The sequence below is a fragment of the uncultured Bifidobacterium sp. genome, from assembly GCF_959020155.1.
Taxonomy (GTDB): Bacteria; Actinomycetota; Actinomycetes; order Actinomycetales; family Bifidobacteriaceae; genus Bifidobacterium.
The window spans coordinates 99966-113083 of sequence record NZ_CAUERC010000004.1 but is presented as its reverse complement, the minus strand read 5'-3'; the positions used below and the strand labels follow the sequence as shown (position 1 = coordinate 113083).

Sequence of the window (13118 nt, the reverse complement as noted above, 5' to 3'; positions counted from 1 at the left end):
TAGCGAAATTGACGTTTGCGAAGTTGACTTTAAATGAACAAAACGTATCAAAACGGTGTTGAAAATAGGTTAAATGTTCGGAAAATAAGGCAAAAGAACAAAAAAAGATAGTAACTGAACATAAAACACACGACACGACGAAGAATATACAACGCGATTTTTCTCAGGTATATTGTGACTCAGGTCACAACATGATCAGCAACGCAGCTTCCGCCGCGAGGTTGAAGCGAATAACTGAAAACACCTTTGCTATTCCCCAAAGAATCGAGGAGGACTTCAAGTGGCAGACGCAAAGAAGAAGGAAGAGCCGACCAAGCCGACTCCGGAAGAGAAGCTCGCCGCAGCCGAGGCTGAGGTCGACGCTCTGGTCAAGAAGGGCCTGAAGGCTCTTGACGAATTCGAAAAGCTCGATCAGAAGCAGGTCGACCACATCGTGGCCAAGGCATCCGTCGCAGCCCTGAACAAGCACTTGGTGCTCGCCAAGATGGCCGTCGATGAGACCCACCGTGGTCTGGTCGAAGACAAGGCCACCAAGAACATCTTCGCCTGCGAGCATGTCACCAACTACCTGGCCGGTCAGAAGACCGTCGGCATCATCCGCGAGGACGACGTGCTGGGCATCGACGAGATCGCCGAACCTGTCGGCGTCGTCGCTGGCGTGACCCCGGTCACCAACCCGACCTCCACCGCCATCTTCAAGTCGCTGATCGCACTGAAGACCCGCTGCCCGATCATCTTCGGCTTCCACCCGGGCGCACAGAACTGCTCCGTCGCGGCCGCCAAGATCGTTCGCGATGCCGCTATCGCAGCAGGCGCTCCTGAGAACTGTATTCAGTGGATCGAGCATCCGTCCATCGAGGCCACTGGCGCCCTGATGAAACATGATGGTGTCGCCACCATCCTTGCCACCGGTGGTCCGGGCATGGTCAAGGCCGCATACTCCTCCGGCAAGCCGGCCCTGGGCGTCGGCGCGGGCAACGCTCCGGCATACGTTGACAAGAACGTCGACGTCGTGCGTGCAGCCAACGATCTGATTCTTTCCAAGCACTTCGATTACGGCATGATCTGCGCTACCGAGCAGGCCATCATCGCCGACAAGGACATCTACGATCCGCTGGTCAAGGAACTCAAGCGTCGCAAGGCCTATTTCGTGAACGCCGAGGAGAAGGCCAAGCTCGAGCAGTACATGTTCGGCTGCACCGCATACTCCGGCCAGACCCCGAAGCTCAACTCCGTGGTGCCGGGCAAGTCCCCGCAGTACATCGCCAAGGCCGCCGGCTTCGAGATTCCGGAAGACGCCACCATCCTCGCCGCTGAGTGCAAGGAAGTCGGCGAGAACGAGCCGCTGACCATGGAGAAGCTTGCTCCGGTCCAGGCCGTGCTGAAGTCCGACAACAAGGAACAGGCCTTCGAGATGTGCGAAGCCATGCTGAAGCATGGCGCCGGCCACACCGCCGCCATCCACACCAACGACCGTGACCTGGTCCGCGAGTACGGCCAGCGCATGCACGCCTGCCGTATCATCTGGAACTCCCCGAGCTCCCTCGGCGGCGTGGGCGACATCTACAACGCCATCGCCCCGTCCCTGACCCTGGGCTGCGGCTCCTACGGCGGCAACTCCGTGTCCGGCAACGTCCAGGCAGTCAACCTCATCAACATCAAGCGCATCGCTCGGAGGAACAACAACATGCAGTGGTTCAAGATTCCGGCCAAGACCTACTTCGAGCCGAACGCCATCAAGTACCTGCGTGACATGTACGGCATCGAAAAGGCCGTCATCGTGTGCGATAAGGTCATGGAGCAGCTCGGCATCGTCGACAAGATCATCGATCAGCTGCGTGCACGTTCCAACCGCGTGACCTTCCGTATCATCGATTATGTCGAGCCGGAGCCGAGCGTCGAAACCGTCGAACGTGGCGCCGCCATGATGCGCGAGGAGTTCGAGCCGGATACCATCATCGCCGTCGGCGGTGGTTCCCCGATGGATGCGTCCAAGATCATGTGGCTGCTGTACGAGCACCCGGAAATCTCCTTCTCCGATGTGCGTGAGAAGTTCTTCGATATCCGTAAGCGCGCGTTCAAGATTCCGCCGCTGGGCAAGAAGGCCAAGCTGGTGTGCATCCCGACTTCTTCCGGCACCGGTTCCGAAGTCACGCCGTTCGCTGTGATCACCGACCACAAGACCGGCTACAAGTACCCGATCACCGATTACGCGCTGACCCCGTCCGTCGCCATCGTCGATCCGGTGCTGGCCCGCACCCAGCCGCGCAAGCTCGCTTCCGACGCCGGCTTCGACGCCCTGACCCACGCATTTGAGGCTTACGTCTCCGTCTACGCCAACGACTTCACCGATGGCATGGCTCTGCACGCGGCCAAGCTGGTGTGGGACAACCTCGCCGAGTCCGTCAATGGCGAGCCGGGTGAGGAAAAGACCCGCGCCCAGGAGAAGATGCACAACGCCGCCACCATGGCCGGCATGGCATTCGGCTCCGCCTTCCTCGGCATGTGTCACGGCATGGCCCACACCATCGGCGCTCTGTGCCACGTGGCCCACGGCCGCACCAACTCCATCCTCCTGCCGTACGTGATCCGTTACAACGGTTCCGTCCCGGAGGAGCCGACCAGCTGGCCGAAGTACAACAAGTACATCGCTCCGGAACGCTACCAGGAGATCGCCAAGAACCTTGGCGTGAACCCGGGCAAGACCCCGGAAGAGGGCGTCGAGAACCTGGCCAAGGCCGTTGAGGACTACCGTGACAACAAGCTCGGCATGAACAAGAGCTTCAAGGAGTGCGGTGTGGATGAGGACTACTACTGGTCCATCATCGACCAGATCGGTATGCGCGCCTACGAAGACCAGTGCGCACCGGCGAACCCGCGTATCCCGCAGATCGAGGATATGAAGGACATCGCCATCGCGGCCTACTACGGCGTCAGCCAGGAGGAAGGCCACAAGCTGCGCATCGAGCGTCAGGGCGAAGCCGCTACGGAGGAAGCTTCCGAGCGCGCCTGATCGCAATATCGCAACGTGACTCCTTATATAAAAGATGTGAAGTGAAGCGTATATAAGGAGTCGTGCAAAAGGAGCCTGATGGGAAACCATCAGGCTCTTTTTTTATAGTGAGGAGGAAGTGGACCGTCGCCGTTACCTTCCGCGTTCTTCATCGAAAGAAGACGCGTGATTGTGTTGGCGCGACACCGCGAAAAACGTTGGAAAAACCGCGACACGCGCGAATTCCATATGTTCACCCCTGATGCTTAGATAAAGAAGTTGCCTGATTTTAGGGCTCGCAAATTGTAATTCAAAAAGCGAGCGTGGCACAGCGGCTCACTCCGGTGAGAAGCTGCATGGCTGCGCACTGATGTGGTATGGCCACGGGACTTCCACGGTTCCGGGGGTCTTCTGCGCCGGTGCCCTTGGAAGCAGGCTGGTAAACAGTAAATAACGAATCGCTAGAAAGGGCGGAAGGCAATGGCGGGACAGAAAATCCGCATCAGGCTTAAGTCCTATGACCATGAGGTCATCGACCAATCGGCGAAGAAGATCGTCGAAACGGTGACGAACGCGGGCGCAACTGTGGTTGGCCCGGTTCCGCTCCCGACCGAGAAGAACGTGTTCGTCGTTATCCGTTCTCCTCACAAGTACAAGGATTCTCGCGAGCACTTCGAGATGCGCACTCATAAGCGTCTCATCGACATTGTGGACCCGACCCCGAAGGCCGTGGACTCCCTTATGCACATTGATCTGCCCGCAGATGTGAACATCGAGATCAAGCTGTAAGGGAGGAGGGAACCATTATGTCTAATCGCACTGCACTGCTGGGTAAGAAGCTCGGTATGTCTCAGGTCTGGGACGAGAACGGTTTCTTCGTTCCTGTGACCCTCGTTGACGTGTCCACCAACGTGGTGACCGCTGTCAAGTCCGAAGAGTCCGACGGCTACAAGGCTGTTCAGCTTGGCTACGGCCAGGTTGACCCGACCAAGGTGACCAAGCCGCTTGCCGGCCACTTCGCCAAGGCTGGCGTCACCCCGCGTCGTCACCTCGCTGAGGTCCGCACCGATAACGCCGAAGAGTTCGAGCCGGGTCAGGAGCTGACCGCTGAGCTGTTCCCGGAAGGCACCCTGGTCGACGTGACCGGTACCACCAAGGGCAAGGGCTTCGCAGGCACCATCAAGCGTTGGGGCTTCAAGTCCTATCGTCGTACCCACGGCTCTCACAAGAACGAGCGTCGTCCTGGCTCTGTTGGCGCATGCGCCACCCCGAGCCGCATCCTCAAGGGCAAGCGCATGGCTGGCCGCATGGGTCATGTGACCAACACCGCGCTGAACCTCACCATCGTTTCGTCGGATGTTGAGAACGGCGTGCTGGCTATCAAGGGCGCCATTCCGGGCCCGAAGGGCAGCATCGTTCTCGTCCGTTCGGCAGTGAAGGGAGCCTGATAAATCATGGCAAACGTTACTCTGAACGTCACCGATAACCAGGGCAAGGCCACCGGCACCGTCGATGCCCCGGCTGAGATCTTCGGCTTCTCCGCTGAAGAAGTTCAGTCCCGCATCCCGCTGATCCACCAGGTCGTCATCGCCCAGCTCGCCGCTGCTCGCCAGGGCACCCACGCCACCAAGACTCGTGGCATGGTTTCCGGCGGTGGCCGCAAGCCGTGGAAGCAGAAGGGCACCGGTCGTGCTCGTCAGGGCTCCATCCGTGCACCGCAGTGGTACCACGGCGGCACCGTGTTCGGTCCGCAGCCGCGTGACTACTCCCAGCGCACCCCGAAGAAGATGAAGGCCGCTGCTCTCAAGTACGTGCTTTCCGATCGTGCCAATGCCGGTCACGTGGCCGTTGTCGACTTCGGTGTTTCCGAAGCCCCGTCCACCAAGGCCGCCGTTGCCGCTCTTACCCCGGTGACCGAGAACAAGTTCACCACCGTGGTGCTCTCTCGCGAGAATGTGAACGAATGGCTTTCCGTTCGTAACATCCCGACCGTTCACCCGATCTTCGCCGATCAGCTCAACACGTACGATGTGGTCACCGCTCAGTACGTGGTCTTCTCCAAGGAAGGCTTTGATGCTTTCCTCGCTGCGAAGGCTGAGCCGGCTGCAAAGGAGGCCTGATTTTCATGGTCGCTATTCACAAGCCCGCACACGACATCATCCTCAAGCCTGTCGTTTCTGAGAAGAGCTACGCTCTGTCCGATCGCGGTCAGTACACCTTCGTGGTGGCCCCGAACGCGAACAAGGTTCAGATCAAGCAGGCAATCGAAGAGATCTTCAATGTCAAGGTGACGAACGTCAACACCCTCAACCGCGCCGGCAAGCGCCAGCGCACCCGCAACGGTTTCGGCCAGCGCGTCAATCAGAAGCGCGCCATCGTGACCGTCGCCGAGGGCCAGACGATCGACATCTTCGGTAACTGAAGGCTAGCCGAGAAAAGTTAAAGGAAGAACTAGATTATGGCTATCCGCGTTTATAAGCCGACGACTGCAGGCCGCCGTAACGCGTCCGTCTCGGACTTCTCCGAGCTTACGCGCTCCACGCCTGAGAAGTCGCTGGTTCGCAAGCTCAGCAAGACTGGCGGTCGTAACTCCTACGGCCGTATGACCTCCCGCCATCGCGGCGGCGGTCACAAGCGCCAGTACCGTCTCATCGACTTCAAGCGTTGGGACAAGGACGGCGTGCCGGCCAAGGTCGCTCACATCGAGTACGACCCGAACCGTTCCGCCCGCATCGCACTGCTGCACTACGCAGACGGTGAGAAGCGTTACATCATCGCTCCGGAAGGCATCAAGCAGGGCGACGTCATCGAGACCGGCGCTCAGGCTGATATCAAGCCGGGCAACAACCTGCCGCTGCGCAACATCCCGACCGGTACCGTGGTGCACGCGATTGAGCTCCGCCCGCTGGGTGGCGCCAAGATCGCCCGCTCCGCCGGTGCTGCCGTGCAGCTCGTCGCCAAGGATGGCGCCTACGCTCAGCTGCGTATGCCGTCCGGCGAAATCCGCAACGTGGACGCTCGCTGCCGCGCGACCGTTGGTGAGGTCGGTAATTCCGACCACGCCAACATCCAGCTTGGCAAGGCAGGCCGCGCTCGTTGGATGGGCAAGCGCCCGATCACCCGTGGTGAGTCCATGAACCCTGTCGATCACCCGCACGGCGGTCGTACCCGCGGTGGCAAGCCGCCGGTTTCTCCGTGGGGCAAGGGCGAGGTTCGTACCCGCCGTCCGAAGAAGGCTTCGAACAAGATGATTGTTCGTCGTCGCCCGAATGGTAAGAACCGTAAGTAAGGGAGTGTCGAGTAGATGACTCGTAGCATCAAGAAGGGCCCCTTCGTCGACGCCCACCTGCAGAAGAAAGTCGACGAGCAGAACGAGAAGGGTACGCACAACGTCATCAAGACGTGGTCCCGTCGTTCGATGATCACCCCTGATTTCATCGGACACACCTTCGCCGTTCATGATGGCCGCAAGCATGTTCCGGTGTTCGTCACCGAATCCATGGTTGGCCACAAGCTCGGTGAGTTCGCCCCGACCAAGACCTTCAAGGGTCATGTGAAGGACGACAAGAAGGCACGCCGCTAAAGGAGAGTAAGGACACATGGAAGCTAAAGCAATCGCTCGTCACGTCCGCGTGACGCCGCGCAAGGCTCGCCGTATGGTCGACCTCATCCGAGGCAAGAAGGCGACCGAAGCCATCACCATTCTGAAGTTCGCTCCGCAGGACGCATCCCTCCCGGTGCGTAAGGTCCTGGAGAGCGCCATCGCGAACGCTCGTGTGAAGGCCGACAAGGCCGGCGAGCCGTTCCGCGAGAACGACCTGGTCGTGAAGGAGACCTATGTGGACGAAGGCGTGACGCTCAAGCGTTTCCGCGCTCGTGCACAGGGCCGTGCCGCTCGTATCAACAAGCGCACCAGCCACATCACGGTCGTCGTCGCTAACAAGGAAGGAAACCGCTAAAGATGGGTCAGAAGATCAATCCGTTTGGCTACCGCCTGGGAATCACTGAGAACCATCGTTCCAAGTGGTTCTCCGATTCCAACAAGGTTGGCGAACGCTACCGCGACTTCGTTCTCGAAGATGACGCCATCCGCAAGGCCATGAGCAAGGATCTCGAGCGTGCGGGCGTGTCCCGTATCGTCATCGAGCGTACCCGCGACCGCGTGCGTGTGGACATCCACACCGCTCGTCCGGGCATCGTCATCGGCCGTCGTGGCGCTGAGGCTGAGCGCGTTCGCGCCAAGCTCGAGAAGCTCACCGGCAAGCAGGTCCAGCTCAACATCTTCGAAGTGAAGAACGCCGCACTGGACGCCCAGCTCGTCGCACAGGGCATCGCTGAGCAGCTCACCAACCGCGTGACCTTCCGTCGCGCGATGCGTAAGGCCCAGCAGGATGCCATGCGTGCAGGCGCCAAGGGTATCCGTATCAAGCTCTCCGGCCGCCTTGGTGGCGCCGAAATGAGCCGTTCCGAGTTCTATCGCGAGGGTCGCGTTCCGCTGCAGACCCTGCGTGCCCTCATCGATTACGGCTTCTTCGAGGCCAAGACCACTTACGGCCGCATCGGCGTGAAGGTCTGGATCTACAAGGGCGATATGACCGAGCGTGAGTTCGAAGAGCAGCAGGCACAGCAGAGCAACAACCGCCAGGGTCGTCGCGGCGATCGTCGTCCGCGTCGCGGCCAGCGCAACGCTGCTCCGCAGCAGAACGCAGCAGCAGAGGCTCCGGCCGCTGCTGAGGCACCTGCCGCAACGGAAACGAAGGAGTGAGCTGAGAATGCTTATCCCAAAGAGAACCAAGTATCGTAAGCAACACCGTCCGGTCCGCCGTGGCATGTCCAAGGGCGGCAACGAGATCGCTTTCGGCGATTTCGGTATCCAGGCTCTGGCTCCGGCTTATGTGACCAACCGCCAGATCGAGGCTGCTCGTATCGCCATGACCCGCTACATCAAGCGTGGTGGCCGCGTGTGGATCACGATCTTCCCGGATCGTCCGCTGACCAAGAAGCCGCTCGGCACCCGAATGGGTTCCGGTAAGGGTACTCCGGAATTCTGGATCGCCAACGTCCACCCGGGTCGCGTTATGTTCGAGATCGGTGGCGTGTCCGAGGATGTCGCTCGTGAGGCTCTGCGCCGCGCAATCGACAAACTCCCCATGAAGTGCCGTGTTATTGCTCGTGAAGGCGGTGACATCTGATGGCAGTCGGAACTGCAGACTACACCATGAAGAATCTCAACGAGAAGACCAACGAGGAGATCGAGGGCTTCCTCAAGAAGTCCAAGGAAGAGCTGTTCAACCTGCGCTTCCAGTCCGCGACCGGTCAGCTCGAAAACACCGCCCGCCTCAAGGCGGTCAAGCACGACATCGCCAGGATGTACACCGTCCTGCGCGAGCGTGAGCTCGGCATCAGCCAGGCCCCCGAGGCGACCGAAACGAAAGCTGAGGAGAAGTAATGGCTGAAGAGCGTAACTTCCGCAAGGTTCGTCGCGGTTACGTCGTGTCCGATAAGATGGACAAGACGATTTCCGTCGAGCTCGAGCAGCGTTCGACCCACCCGCTTTACGGCAAGGTTGTGCGCTCCACTCGTACGGTCAAGGTCCATGATGAACACAACGAGGCTCACATTGGCGACCTCGTGAGTATTATGGAGACTCGGCCCCTGAGCAAGACCAAGCGTTGGCGTCTCGATAGCATTATCGAGCGCGCTAAGTAAATAAGTTCGGCAAGGCTCCGTGAGTCACCCCGCCTGCTTCAAGCAGGCAGGCGGGGTGCTTGGGGAGAACCAGCTCGGCTAAGGAGAATCAATGATTCAGCAGGAAACGCGGCTTCATGTCGCCGACAACACGGGTGCGAAGGAACTCCTCGCCATCCGAGTGCTCGGCGGATCGAAGCGACGCTATGCCGGCATCGGCGACGTGATCGTCGCCTCCGTCAAGGACGCCATCCCTGGCGGGTCGGTCAAGAAGGGCGACGTCGTCAAGGCTGTCGTCGTCCGCACTGTCAAGGAGCACCGTCGTGTGGACGGCTCCTACATCAAGTTCGACGAGAACGCCGCCGTCATTCTCGGCTCCGGCCGTGAACCGAAGGGCACTCGTATCTTCGGACCGGTCGGTCGTGAACTGCGCGACAAGCGCTTCATGAAGATCGTGTCCCTCGCCCCGGAGGTGATCTGACATGGCAGCCAAGATTAAGAGCGGCGACCTGGTCAAGGTCATCCGCGGCAAGGACCGCGGCAAGGAAGGCACCGTCAAGCAGGTGCTCAAGGACGATCGTCTGATCGTCGAGGGCGTGCAGATCGTCAAGAAGCACGTCCGCGCCACGCAGCAGGGCCAGCAGGCCGGCATCGTGGCTGTCGAGGCTCCGATTCATCGCTCCAACGTGATGGTCATCGATCCGGAGACCAAGCAGCCCACCCGCGTGCGCATCGTCGAAAAGGAAGAGGCTCGTGACGGCAAGGTGAAGACCGTGCGCGTGCGTGTCGCCAAGAAGTCCGGAAAGGAGCTGGCATGACCGATACCACTGTCGAAGCGCCGGCAACTCCGCGCTTGAAGCAGAAGTACAACGAGCAGATCGTGCCGGAGCTGGAGAAGGAATTCCACTACTCCAACCCGATGCAGGTCGCTCGCGTCCAGAAGGTCGTCGTCTCCATGGGCGTTGGCGCCGCAGCTCGCGACTCCAAGCTCATCGAAGGCGCTGTCAAGGACCTCACTCTGATCACCGGCCAGAAGCCGAAGATCACCAAGGCCAAGAAGTCTGTCGCGCAGTTCCATCTGCGTGAGGGCCAGGCCATCGGCGCCTACGTCACCCTGCGTGGCGAGCGCATGTGGGAGTTCCTGGATCGCCTTCTGACCATGGCTCTGCCGCGTATCCGTGATTTCCGCGGCATCAACGGCGACCAGTTCGATGGTCAGGGCAACTACAACTTTGGCCTTACCGAGCAGTCCATGTTCCACGAGATCGATCCGGATTCGATCGATCACCAGCGTGGTATGGACATCACCGTGGTGACCAGCACCAAGGACGACAAGGAAGCTCGCGTGCTCCTGAAGCACCTCGGCTTCCCCTTCAAGGAGAACTGATATGGCAAAAACCGCTCTTAAGAACAAGGCGGCCGGCAAGCCGAAGTTCAAGGTGCGCGCTTACACGCGCTGCCAGGTCTGCGGTCGTCCCCACTCCGTCTACCGCAAGTTCGGCCTGTGCCGCATCTGCCTTCGTGAGAAGGCCCACCGCGGCGAGCTGCCCGGCGTTACGAAGTCCAGTTGGTAAATAACGACGCTGAAGGTCCGCGGCCCAATCGCTCAATGGAGCGTGCGGGCGGCGGAAACCACGGCGAGAAAGGGCAATAAGCCCAAATGACAATGACAGATCCGATCGCAGACATGCTTACGCGTCTGCGTAATGCGAGCGCGGCAAAGCACGAGACCGTGGATATGCCGTACTCCAAGTTCAAGGCGAACATCGCCGAGATCCTGAAGCGTGAAGGCTACATCAAGGACTTCACCGCCAAGGAAGCCAAGGTCGGCCAGACTCTCGAGGTCACCCTCAAGTACGGTCCGAACGGCGAGCGTTCCATCCAGGGCATCAAGCGCATCTCCAAGCCGGGCCTGCGTCGTTACGCAAAGTCCGATGCTCTGCCGATGCCGCTCGGTGGCCTTGGCATCGCAATCATCTCGACTAGCTCGGGACTGCTGACCCAGAAGGAATGCCTCGACCGAGGCATCGGCGGCGAGATCGTCGCTTTCGTTTGGTGAGAAAGGAGAGCTGAAACATGGCATCGCATATTGGTAAGCTCCCCGTCACCATTCCGGCTGGCGTGGAAGTCAAGATCGACGGTCAGTCCTTTACCGCCAAGGGCGCTAAGGGCACTGACTCCTACGAGATTCCTGAAGGCATCACCGCAGTGGTCGAAGGCAACGAAGTTGTCCTCACCCCGGCTGATGACCTGCGTCCGACCCGTGCAAAGCACGGCCTGGCTCGCTCCATCGTGGCGGGCATGGTCAAGGGCGTGCACGAGGGTTATGCCAAGACTCTGGAGATCGTCGGTACCGGTTACCGCGCCCAGATGAAGGGCAAGGGCATTGAGTTCTCCCTCGGCTATTCCCACACCATCACCGTCGAGCCGCCGGCAGGTATCGAATTCGAACTGCCGAACCCGAACCAGGTGATCGTCAAGGGCATCGACAAGCAGGCTGTTGGCCAGTGCGCCGCTAACATTCGTAAGCTTCGTGCTCCGGAACCCTACAAGGGCAAGGGCATCAAGTACGCGGATGAGCACATTCTGCGCAAGGCTGGAAAGGCTGGTAAGTAATGAGCGTCCAGATTCTCGGTAAGGGCAAGAAGGTCGCGCTTAAGCGCCGTCACGCTCGTCTGCGCAAGCACATCAGCGGTACCCCGGAGCTTCCGCGTCTGGTGGTTACCCGTTCCAACCGTCACATGGTTGCCCAGATCATCGATGACACCAAGGGTGTCACCCTGGTGAGCGAATCCACTCTGACCAGCGATTTCGCCGGTTTCGAGGGCACCAAGACCGAAGCCGCCAAGAAGGTCGGCGAACTGATCGCCAAGAAGGCTCAGGACGCTGGCATTACCGCGGTCGTGTTCGATCGTGGCGGCAACAAGTATCATGGCCGCGTCGCAGCTGTCGCTGAAGGCGCCCGCGAGGGAGGTCTGGCACTGTGAGCGACAACGAAAAGGAAACCCAAGTGGCTGAAGAAACTCAGAACACTCAGGCTACCGCTGAGTCCAACAACGAGGACCGCAAGTCCCGTCGTGGCCAGCGCGGTGAGGGTCGTCGTGGCGAGCGTCGCAACCGTCGTGAGGAATCTCACGAGAACGAGATGCTCGATCGCGTGGTGACCATCAACCGTGTGTCCAAGACCCACAAGGGTGGTCGTACGTTCAGCTTCGCCGCCCTCGTGGTGGTTGGCGACGGCAAGGGCACCGTCGGTGTTGGCTACGGCAAGTCCCGTGAGGTCCCGGCTGCAATCGCCAAGGGCCAGCTGGATGCCAAGAAGCACATGTTCACCGTGCCGCGCATCAAGGGCACCGTCACCCACCCGGTGATCGGCCACGATGCCGCTGGCACCGTGCTGCTGCGCCCGGCTGCTCCGGGTACCGGCGTTATCGCCGGCGGTGCAGTCCGCGCCGTCATGGAATGCGCTGGCATCACCGACGTCCTGACCAAGTCGATGGGCTCCGCCACCGCCGTCAACGTGGTGCGCGCAACCGTCGACGCCCTCAAGAAGCTCGAAGAGCCGGAAGAGATTGCCGCACGTCGTGGCATGTCTCTCGAAGAGGTGGCTCCGGACGCGCTGCTGCGTGCTCGCGCCGAAGGCATCGCCGAGGCCCGCAAGGCTCGTGAAGAGGCTCAGGCCAAGGCTGCTCAGAAGGACGGTGAGTGATGACTAACCTGAACATCAAGCTGCACCACGGTCTGGTGAATTCCACTCCGAAGCAGCGTGCTGCGGCTCAGACTCTGGGCCTGAACAAGATCGGCAAGACCGTGACTCGTGAGGACACTCCGGCCCTTCGTGGCCAGCTGCAGGTCCTCCGTCACCTGATCACCGTCGAGGAGGCTGACTGATTATGGCAGACATTCTGCAGATGCATGACCTGAAGCCGGCTCCGGGTGCCAACAAGGATCGTATCCGCGTTGGCCGTGGTGAAGGCTCCAAGGGTAAGACCTCGGGCCGTGGCGACAAGGGCACCAAGAAGCGCTATCAGGTTCGTCCGGGCTTCGAAGGTGGCCAGCTGCCGCTGTACATGCGCCTTCCGAAGCTGCGTGGCTTCAAGAACCCGTTCAAGAAGGAATACCAGGTCGTCAACGTGGCTGTTCTTGCGGAACTGTTCCCGCAGGGCGGCGAGATCACCGTGGCTGATCTGGTTGCCAAGGGTGCCGTCCGCAACGGCTTCCCGGTCAAGGTCCTGGGCGACGGCGAGGTTTCGGCTGCCTACACTCTCAAGGGTGTCAAGGCTTCCGCTTCCGCCAAGTCCAAGATCGAGGCTGCTGGCGGCTCCATTTCCGAGGACTGATTCCAACGGAATGTAGCTGACTGAAGCTCAGACATGAGGCTTCCCTCGCTTTAGGGCGGGGGAAGCCTCATTCGTTTGCAGTCAAAATGCAATCATGC

22 protein-coding genes are annotated in these 13118 nt (G+C 60.2%); all 22 read left to right on the top strand.

Features of this window, described 5'->3' with window-relative positions; translation table 11 throughout:
- Window positions 1–280 precede the first annotated feature (280 nt).
- The 22 genes from adhE to rplO all read left to right on the top strand — a co-directional run bounded on the left by adhE (window position 281) and on the right by rplO (window position 13020).
- On the top strand, window positions 281–3013 hold the full coding sequence (gene adhE / locus Q5H31_RS02520; protein ID WP_085382381.1) for a bifunctional acetaldehyde-CoA/alcohol dehydrogenase: 2733 nt from the start codon (window positions 281–283) through the stop codon (window positions 3011–3013).
- A gap of 459 nt (window positions 3014–3472) precedes the next feature.
- The gene (rpsJ, locus tag Q5H31_RS02515; protein ID WP_003808013.1) at window positions 3473–3781 is read left to right on the top strand and encodes a 30S ribosomal protein S10; all 309 of its coding nucleotides are present in this window, start codon (window positions 3473–3475) and stop codon (window positions 3779–3781) included.
- Between the two features lie 17 nt (window positions 3782–3798).
- The gene (rplC, locus tag Q5H31_RS02510; protein ID WP_003808016.1) at window positions 3799–4440 is read left to right on the top strand and encodes a 50S ribosomal protein L3; all 642 of its coding nucleotides are present in this window, start codon (window positions 3799–3801) and stop codon (window positions 4438–4440) included.
- Between the two features lie 6 nt (window positions 4441–4446).
- The gene (rplD, locus tag Q5H31_RS02505; protein ID WP_003808018.1) at window positions 4447–5112 is read left to right on the top strand and encodes a 50S ribosomal protein L4; all 666 of its coding nucleotides are present in this window, start codon (window positions 4447–4449) and stop codon (window positions 5110–5112) included.
- A gap of 5 nt (window positions 5113–5117) precedes the next feature.
- The gene (rplW, locus tag Q5H31_RS02500; protein ID WP_003808021.1) at window positions 5118–5414 is read left to right on the top strand and encodes a 50S ribosomal protein L23; all 297 of its coding nucleotides are present in this window, start codon (window positions 5118–5120) and stop codon (window positions 5412–5414) included.
- A gap of 36 nt (window positions 5415–5450) precedes the next feature.
- Window positions 5451–6281 carry a 50S ribosomal protein L2 gene (gene rplB / locus Q5H31_RS02495; protein ID WP_003808023.1) on the top strand — a complete coding sequence of 277 codons (831 nt, stop codon included), beginning with the start codon at window positions 5451–5453 and terminating at the stop codon, window positions 6279–6281.
- 15 nt (window positions 6282–6296) lie between these two features.
- Window positions 6297–6575 (top strand): 30S ribosomal protein S19, encoded by a 279-nt coding sequence (rpsS, locus tag Q5H31_RS02490; protein WP_003808025.1) that lies wholly within the window; start codon window positions 6297–6299, stop codon window positions 6573–6575.
- A gap of 16 nt (window positions 6576–6591) precedes the next feature.
- Entirely contained in the window at window positions 6592–6951 is a 360-nt protein-coding gene (gene rplV / locus Q5H31_RS02485) for a 50S ribosomal protein L22 (RefSeq protein WP_003808026.1), read from the top strand.
- Window positions 6952–6953: 2 nt separating this feature from the next.
- The gene (gene rpsC, locus Q5H31_RS02480; RefSeq protein ID WP_026646506.1) at window positions 6954–7757 is read left to right on the top strand and encodes a 30S ribosomal protein S3; all 804 of its coding nucleotides are present in this window, start codon (window positions 6954–6956) and stop codon (window positions 7755–7757) included.
- 7 nt (window positions 7758–7764) lie between these two features.
- Window positions 7765–8184: a 50S ribosomal protein L16 gene (gene rplP, locus Q5H31_RS02475; protein WP_003835996.1), complete on the top strand. Its 420-nt coding sequence runs from the start codon at window positions 7765–7767 to the stop codon at window positions 8182–8184.
- Window positions 8184–8441: a 50S ribosomal protein L29 gene (gene rpmC, locus Q5H31_RS02470; RefSeq protein WP_003835994.1), complete on the top strand. Its 258-nt coding sequence runs from the start codon at window positions 8184–8186 to the stop codon at window positions 8439–8441. The genes rplP and rpmC overlap by 1 nt, the downstream gene beginning before the upstream one ends.
- Window positions 8441–8701, top strand: coding sequence for a 30S ribosomal protein S17 (gene rpsQ, locus Q5H31_RS02465; protein WP_003808036.1), 261 nt, complete (start codon window positions 8441–8443; stop codon window positions 8699–8701). The genes rpmC and rpsQ overlap by 1 nt, the downstream gene beginning before the upstream one ends.
- A gap of 91 nt (window positions 8702–8792) precedes the next feature.
- Window positions 8793–9161 carry a 50S ribosomal protein L14 gene (rplN, locus tag Q5H31_RS02460; RefSeq protein ID WP_003808038.1) on the top strand — a complete coding sequence of 123 codons (369 nt, stop codon included), beginning with the start codon at window positions 8793–8795 and terminating at the stop codon, window positions 9159–9161.
- A 1-nt stretch (window position 9162) separates the two neighbouring features.
- Window positions 9163–9498, top strand: a complete 336-nt coding sequence (rplX, locus tag Q5H31_RS02455) for a 50S ribosomal protein L24 (protein WP_003808040.1) — start codon at window positions 9163–9165, stop codon at window positions 9496–9498.
- Window positions 9495–10067, top strand: a complete 573-nt coding sequence (rplE, locus tag Q5H31_RS02450) for a 50S ribosomal protein L5 (protein ID WP_003808042.1) — start codon at window positions 9495–9497, stop codon at window positions 10065–10067. Before rplX ends, rplE begins: the two co-directional genes overlap by 4 nt.
- A 1-nt stretch (window position 10068) precedes the next feature.
- The gene (locus tag Q5H31_RS02445; protein WP_003814530.1) at window positions 10069–10254 is read left to right on the top strand and encodes a type Z 30S ribosomal protein S14; all 186 of its coding nucleotides are present in this window, start codon (window positions 10069–10071) and stop codon (window positions 10252–10254) included.
- An 86-nt stretch (window positions 10255–10340) separates the two neighbouring features.
- Entirely contained in the window at window positions 10341–10739 is a 399-nt protein-coding gene (rpsH, locus tag Q5H31_RS02440; protein WP_003808048.1) for a 30S ribosomal protein S8, read from the top strand.
- Between the two features lie 17 nt (window positions 10740–10756).
- Complete coding sequence (gene rplF, locus Q5H31_RS02435) at window positions 10757–11296, top strand: 50S ribosomal protein L6 (protein ID WP_003808049.1); 540 nt, start codon at window positions 10757–10759, stop codon at window positions 11294–11296.
- Complete coding sequence (rplR, locus tag Q5H31_RS02430; RefSeq protein WP_003808051.1) at window positions 11296–11667, top strand: 50S ribosomal protein L18; 372 nt, start codon at window positions 11296–11298, stop codon at window positions 11665–11667. The genes rplF and rplR overlap by 1 nt, the downstream gene beginning before the upstream one ends.
- Window positions 11664–12389: a 30S ribosomal protein S5 gene (gene rpsE / locus Q5H31_RS02425; RefSeq protein WP_187781489.1), complete on the top strand. Its 726-nt coding sequence runs from the start codon at window positions 11664–11666 to the stop codon at window positions 12387–12389. The genes rplR and rpsE overlap by 4 nt, the downstream gene beginning before the upstream one ends.
- A complete protein-coding gene (rpmD, locus tag Q5H31_RS02420; protein ID WP_011742827.1) occupies window positions 12386–12571 on the top strand; it encodes a 50S ribosomal protein L30 in 186 nt (61 codons plus the stop codon). The genes rpsE and rpmD overlap by 4 nt, the downstream gene beginning before the upstream one ends.
- A 2-nt stretch (window positions 12572–12573) precedes the next feature.
- Window positions 12574–13020, top strand: coding sequence for a 50S ribosomal protein L15 (gene rplO, locus Q5H31_RS02415; RefSeq protein WP_003808057.1), 447 nt, complete (start codon window positions 12574–12576; stop codon window positions 13018–13020).
- The last annotated feature ends 98 nt before the right edge of the window (window positions 13021–13118 follow it).

Bases quoted from the DNA above. Each gene is read 5' to 3' on its own strand.
- rpsJ (WP_003808013.1), top strand. From the start codon at position 3,473: ATGGCGGGACAGAAAATCCGCATCAGGCTTAAGTCCTATGACCATGAG.
- rplC (WP_003808016.1), top strand. From the start codon at position 3,799: ATGTCTAATCGCACTGCACTGCTGGGTAAGAAGCTCGGTATGTCTCAG.
- rplD (WP_003808018.1), top strand. From the start codon at position 4,447: ATGGCAAACGTTACTCTGAACGTCACCGATAACCAGGGCAAGGCCACC.
- rplW (WP_003808021.1), top strand. From the start codon at position 5,118: ATGGTCGCTATTCACAAGCCCGCACACGACATCATCCTCAAGCCTGTC.
- rplB (WP_003808023.1), top strand. From the start codon at position 5,451: ATGGCTATCCGCGTTTATAAGCCGACGACTGCAGGCCGCCGTAACGCG.
- rpsS (WP_003808025.1), top strand. From the start codon at position 6,297: ATGACTCGTAGCATCAAGAAGGGCCCCTTCGTCGACGCCCACCTGCAG.
- rplV (WP_003808026.1), top strand. From the start codon at position 6,592: ATGGAAGCTAAAGCAATCGCTCGTCACGTCCGCGTGACGCCGCGCAAG.
- rpsC (WP_026646506.1), top strand. From the start codon at position 6,954: ATGGGTCAGAAGATCAATCCGTTTGGCTACCGCCTGGGAATCACTGAG.
- rplP (WP_003835996.1), top strand. From the start codon at position 7,765: ATGCTTATCCCAAAGAGAACCAAGTATCGTAAGCAACACCGTCCGGTC.
- rpmC (WP_003835994.1), top strand. From the start codon at position 8,184: ATGGCAGTCGGAACTGCAGACTACACCATGAAGAATCTCAACGAGAAG.
- rpsQ (WP_003808036.1), top strand. From the start codon at position 8,441: ATGGCTGAAGAGCGTAACTTCCGCAAGGTTCGTCGCGGTTACGTCGTG.
- rplN (WP_003808038.1), top strand. From the start codon at position 8,793: ATGATTCAGCAGGAAACGCGGCTTCATGTCGCCGACAACACGGGTGCG.
- rplX (WP_003808040.1), top strand. From the start codon at position 9,163: ATGGCAGCCAAGATTAAGAGCGGCGACCTGGTCAAGGTCATCCGCGGC.
- rplE (WP_003808042.1), top strand. From the start codon at position 9,495: ATGACCGATACCACTGTCGAAGCGCCGGCAACTCCGCGCTTGAAGCAG.
- Q5H31_RS02445 (WP_003814530.1), top strand. From the start codon at position 10,069: ATGGCAAAAACCGCTCTTAAGAACAAGGCGGCCGGCAAGCCGAAGTTC.
- rpsH (WP_003808048.1), top strand. From the start codon at position 10,341: ATGACAATGACAGATCCGATCGCAGACATGCTTACGCGTCTGCGTAAT.
- rplF (WP_003808049.1), top strand. From the start codon at position 10,757: ATGGCATCGCATATTGGTAAGCTCCCCGTCACCATTCCGGCTGGCGTG.
- rplR (WP_003808051.1), top strand. From the start codon at position 11,296: ATGAGCGTCCAGATTCTCGGTAAGGGCAAGAAGGTCGCGCTTAAGCGC.
- rplO (WP_003808057.1), top strand. From the start codon at position 12,574: ATGGCAGACATTCTGCAGATGCATGACCTGAAGCCGGCTCCGGGTGCC.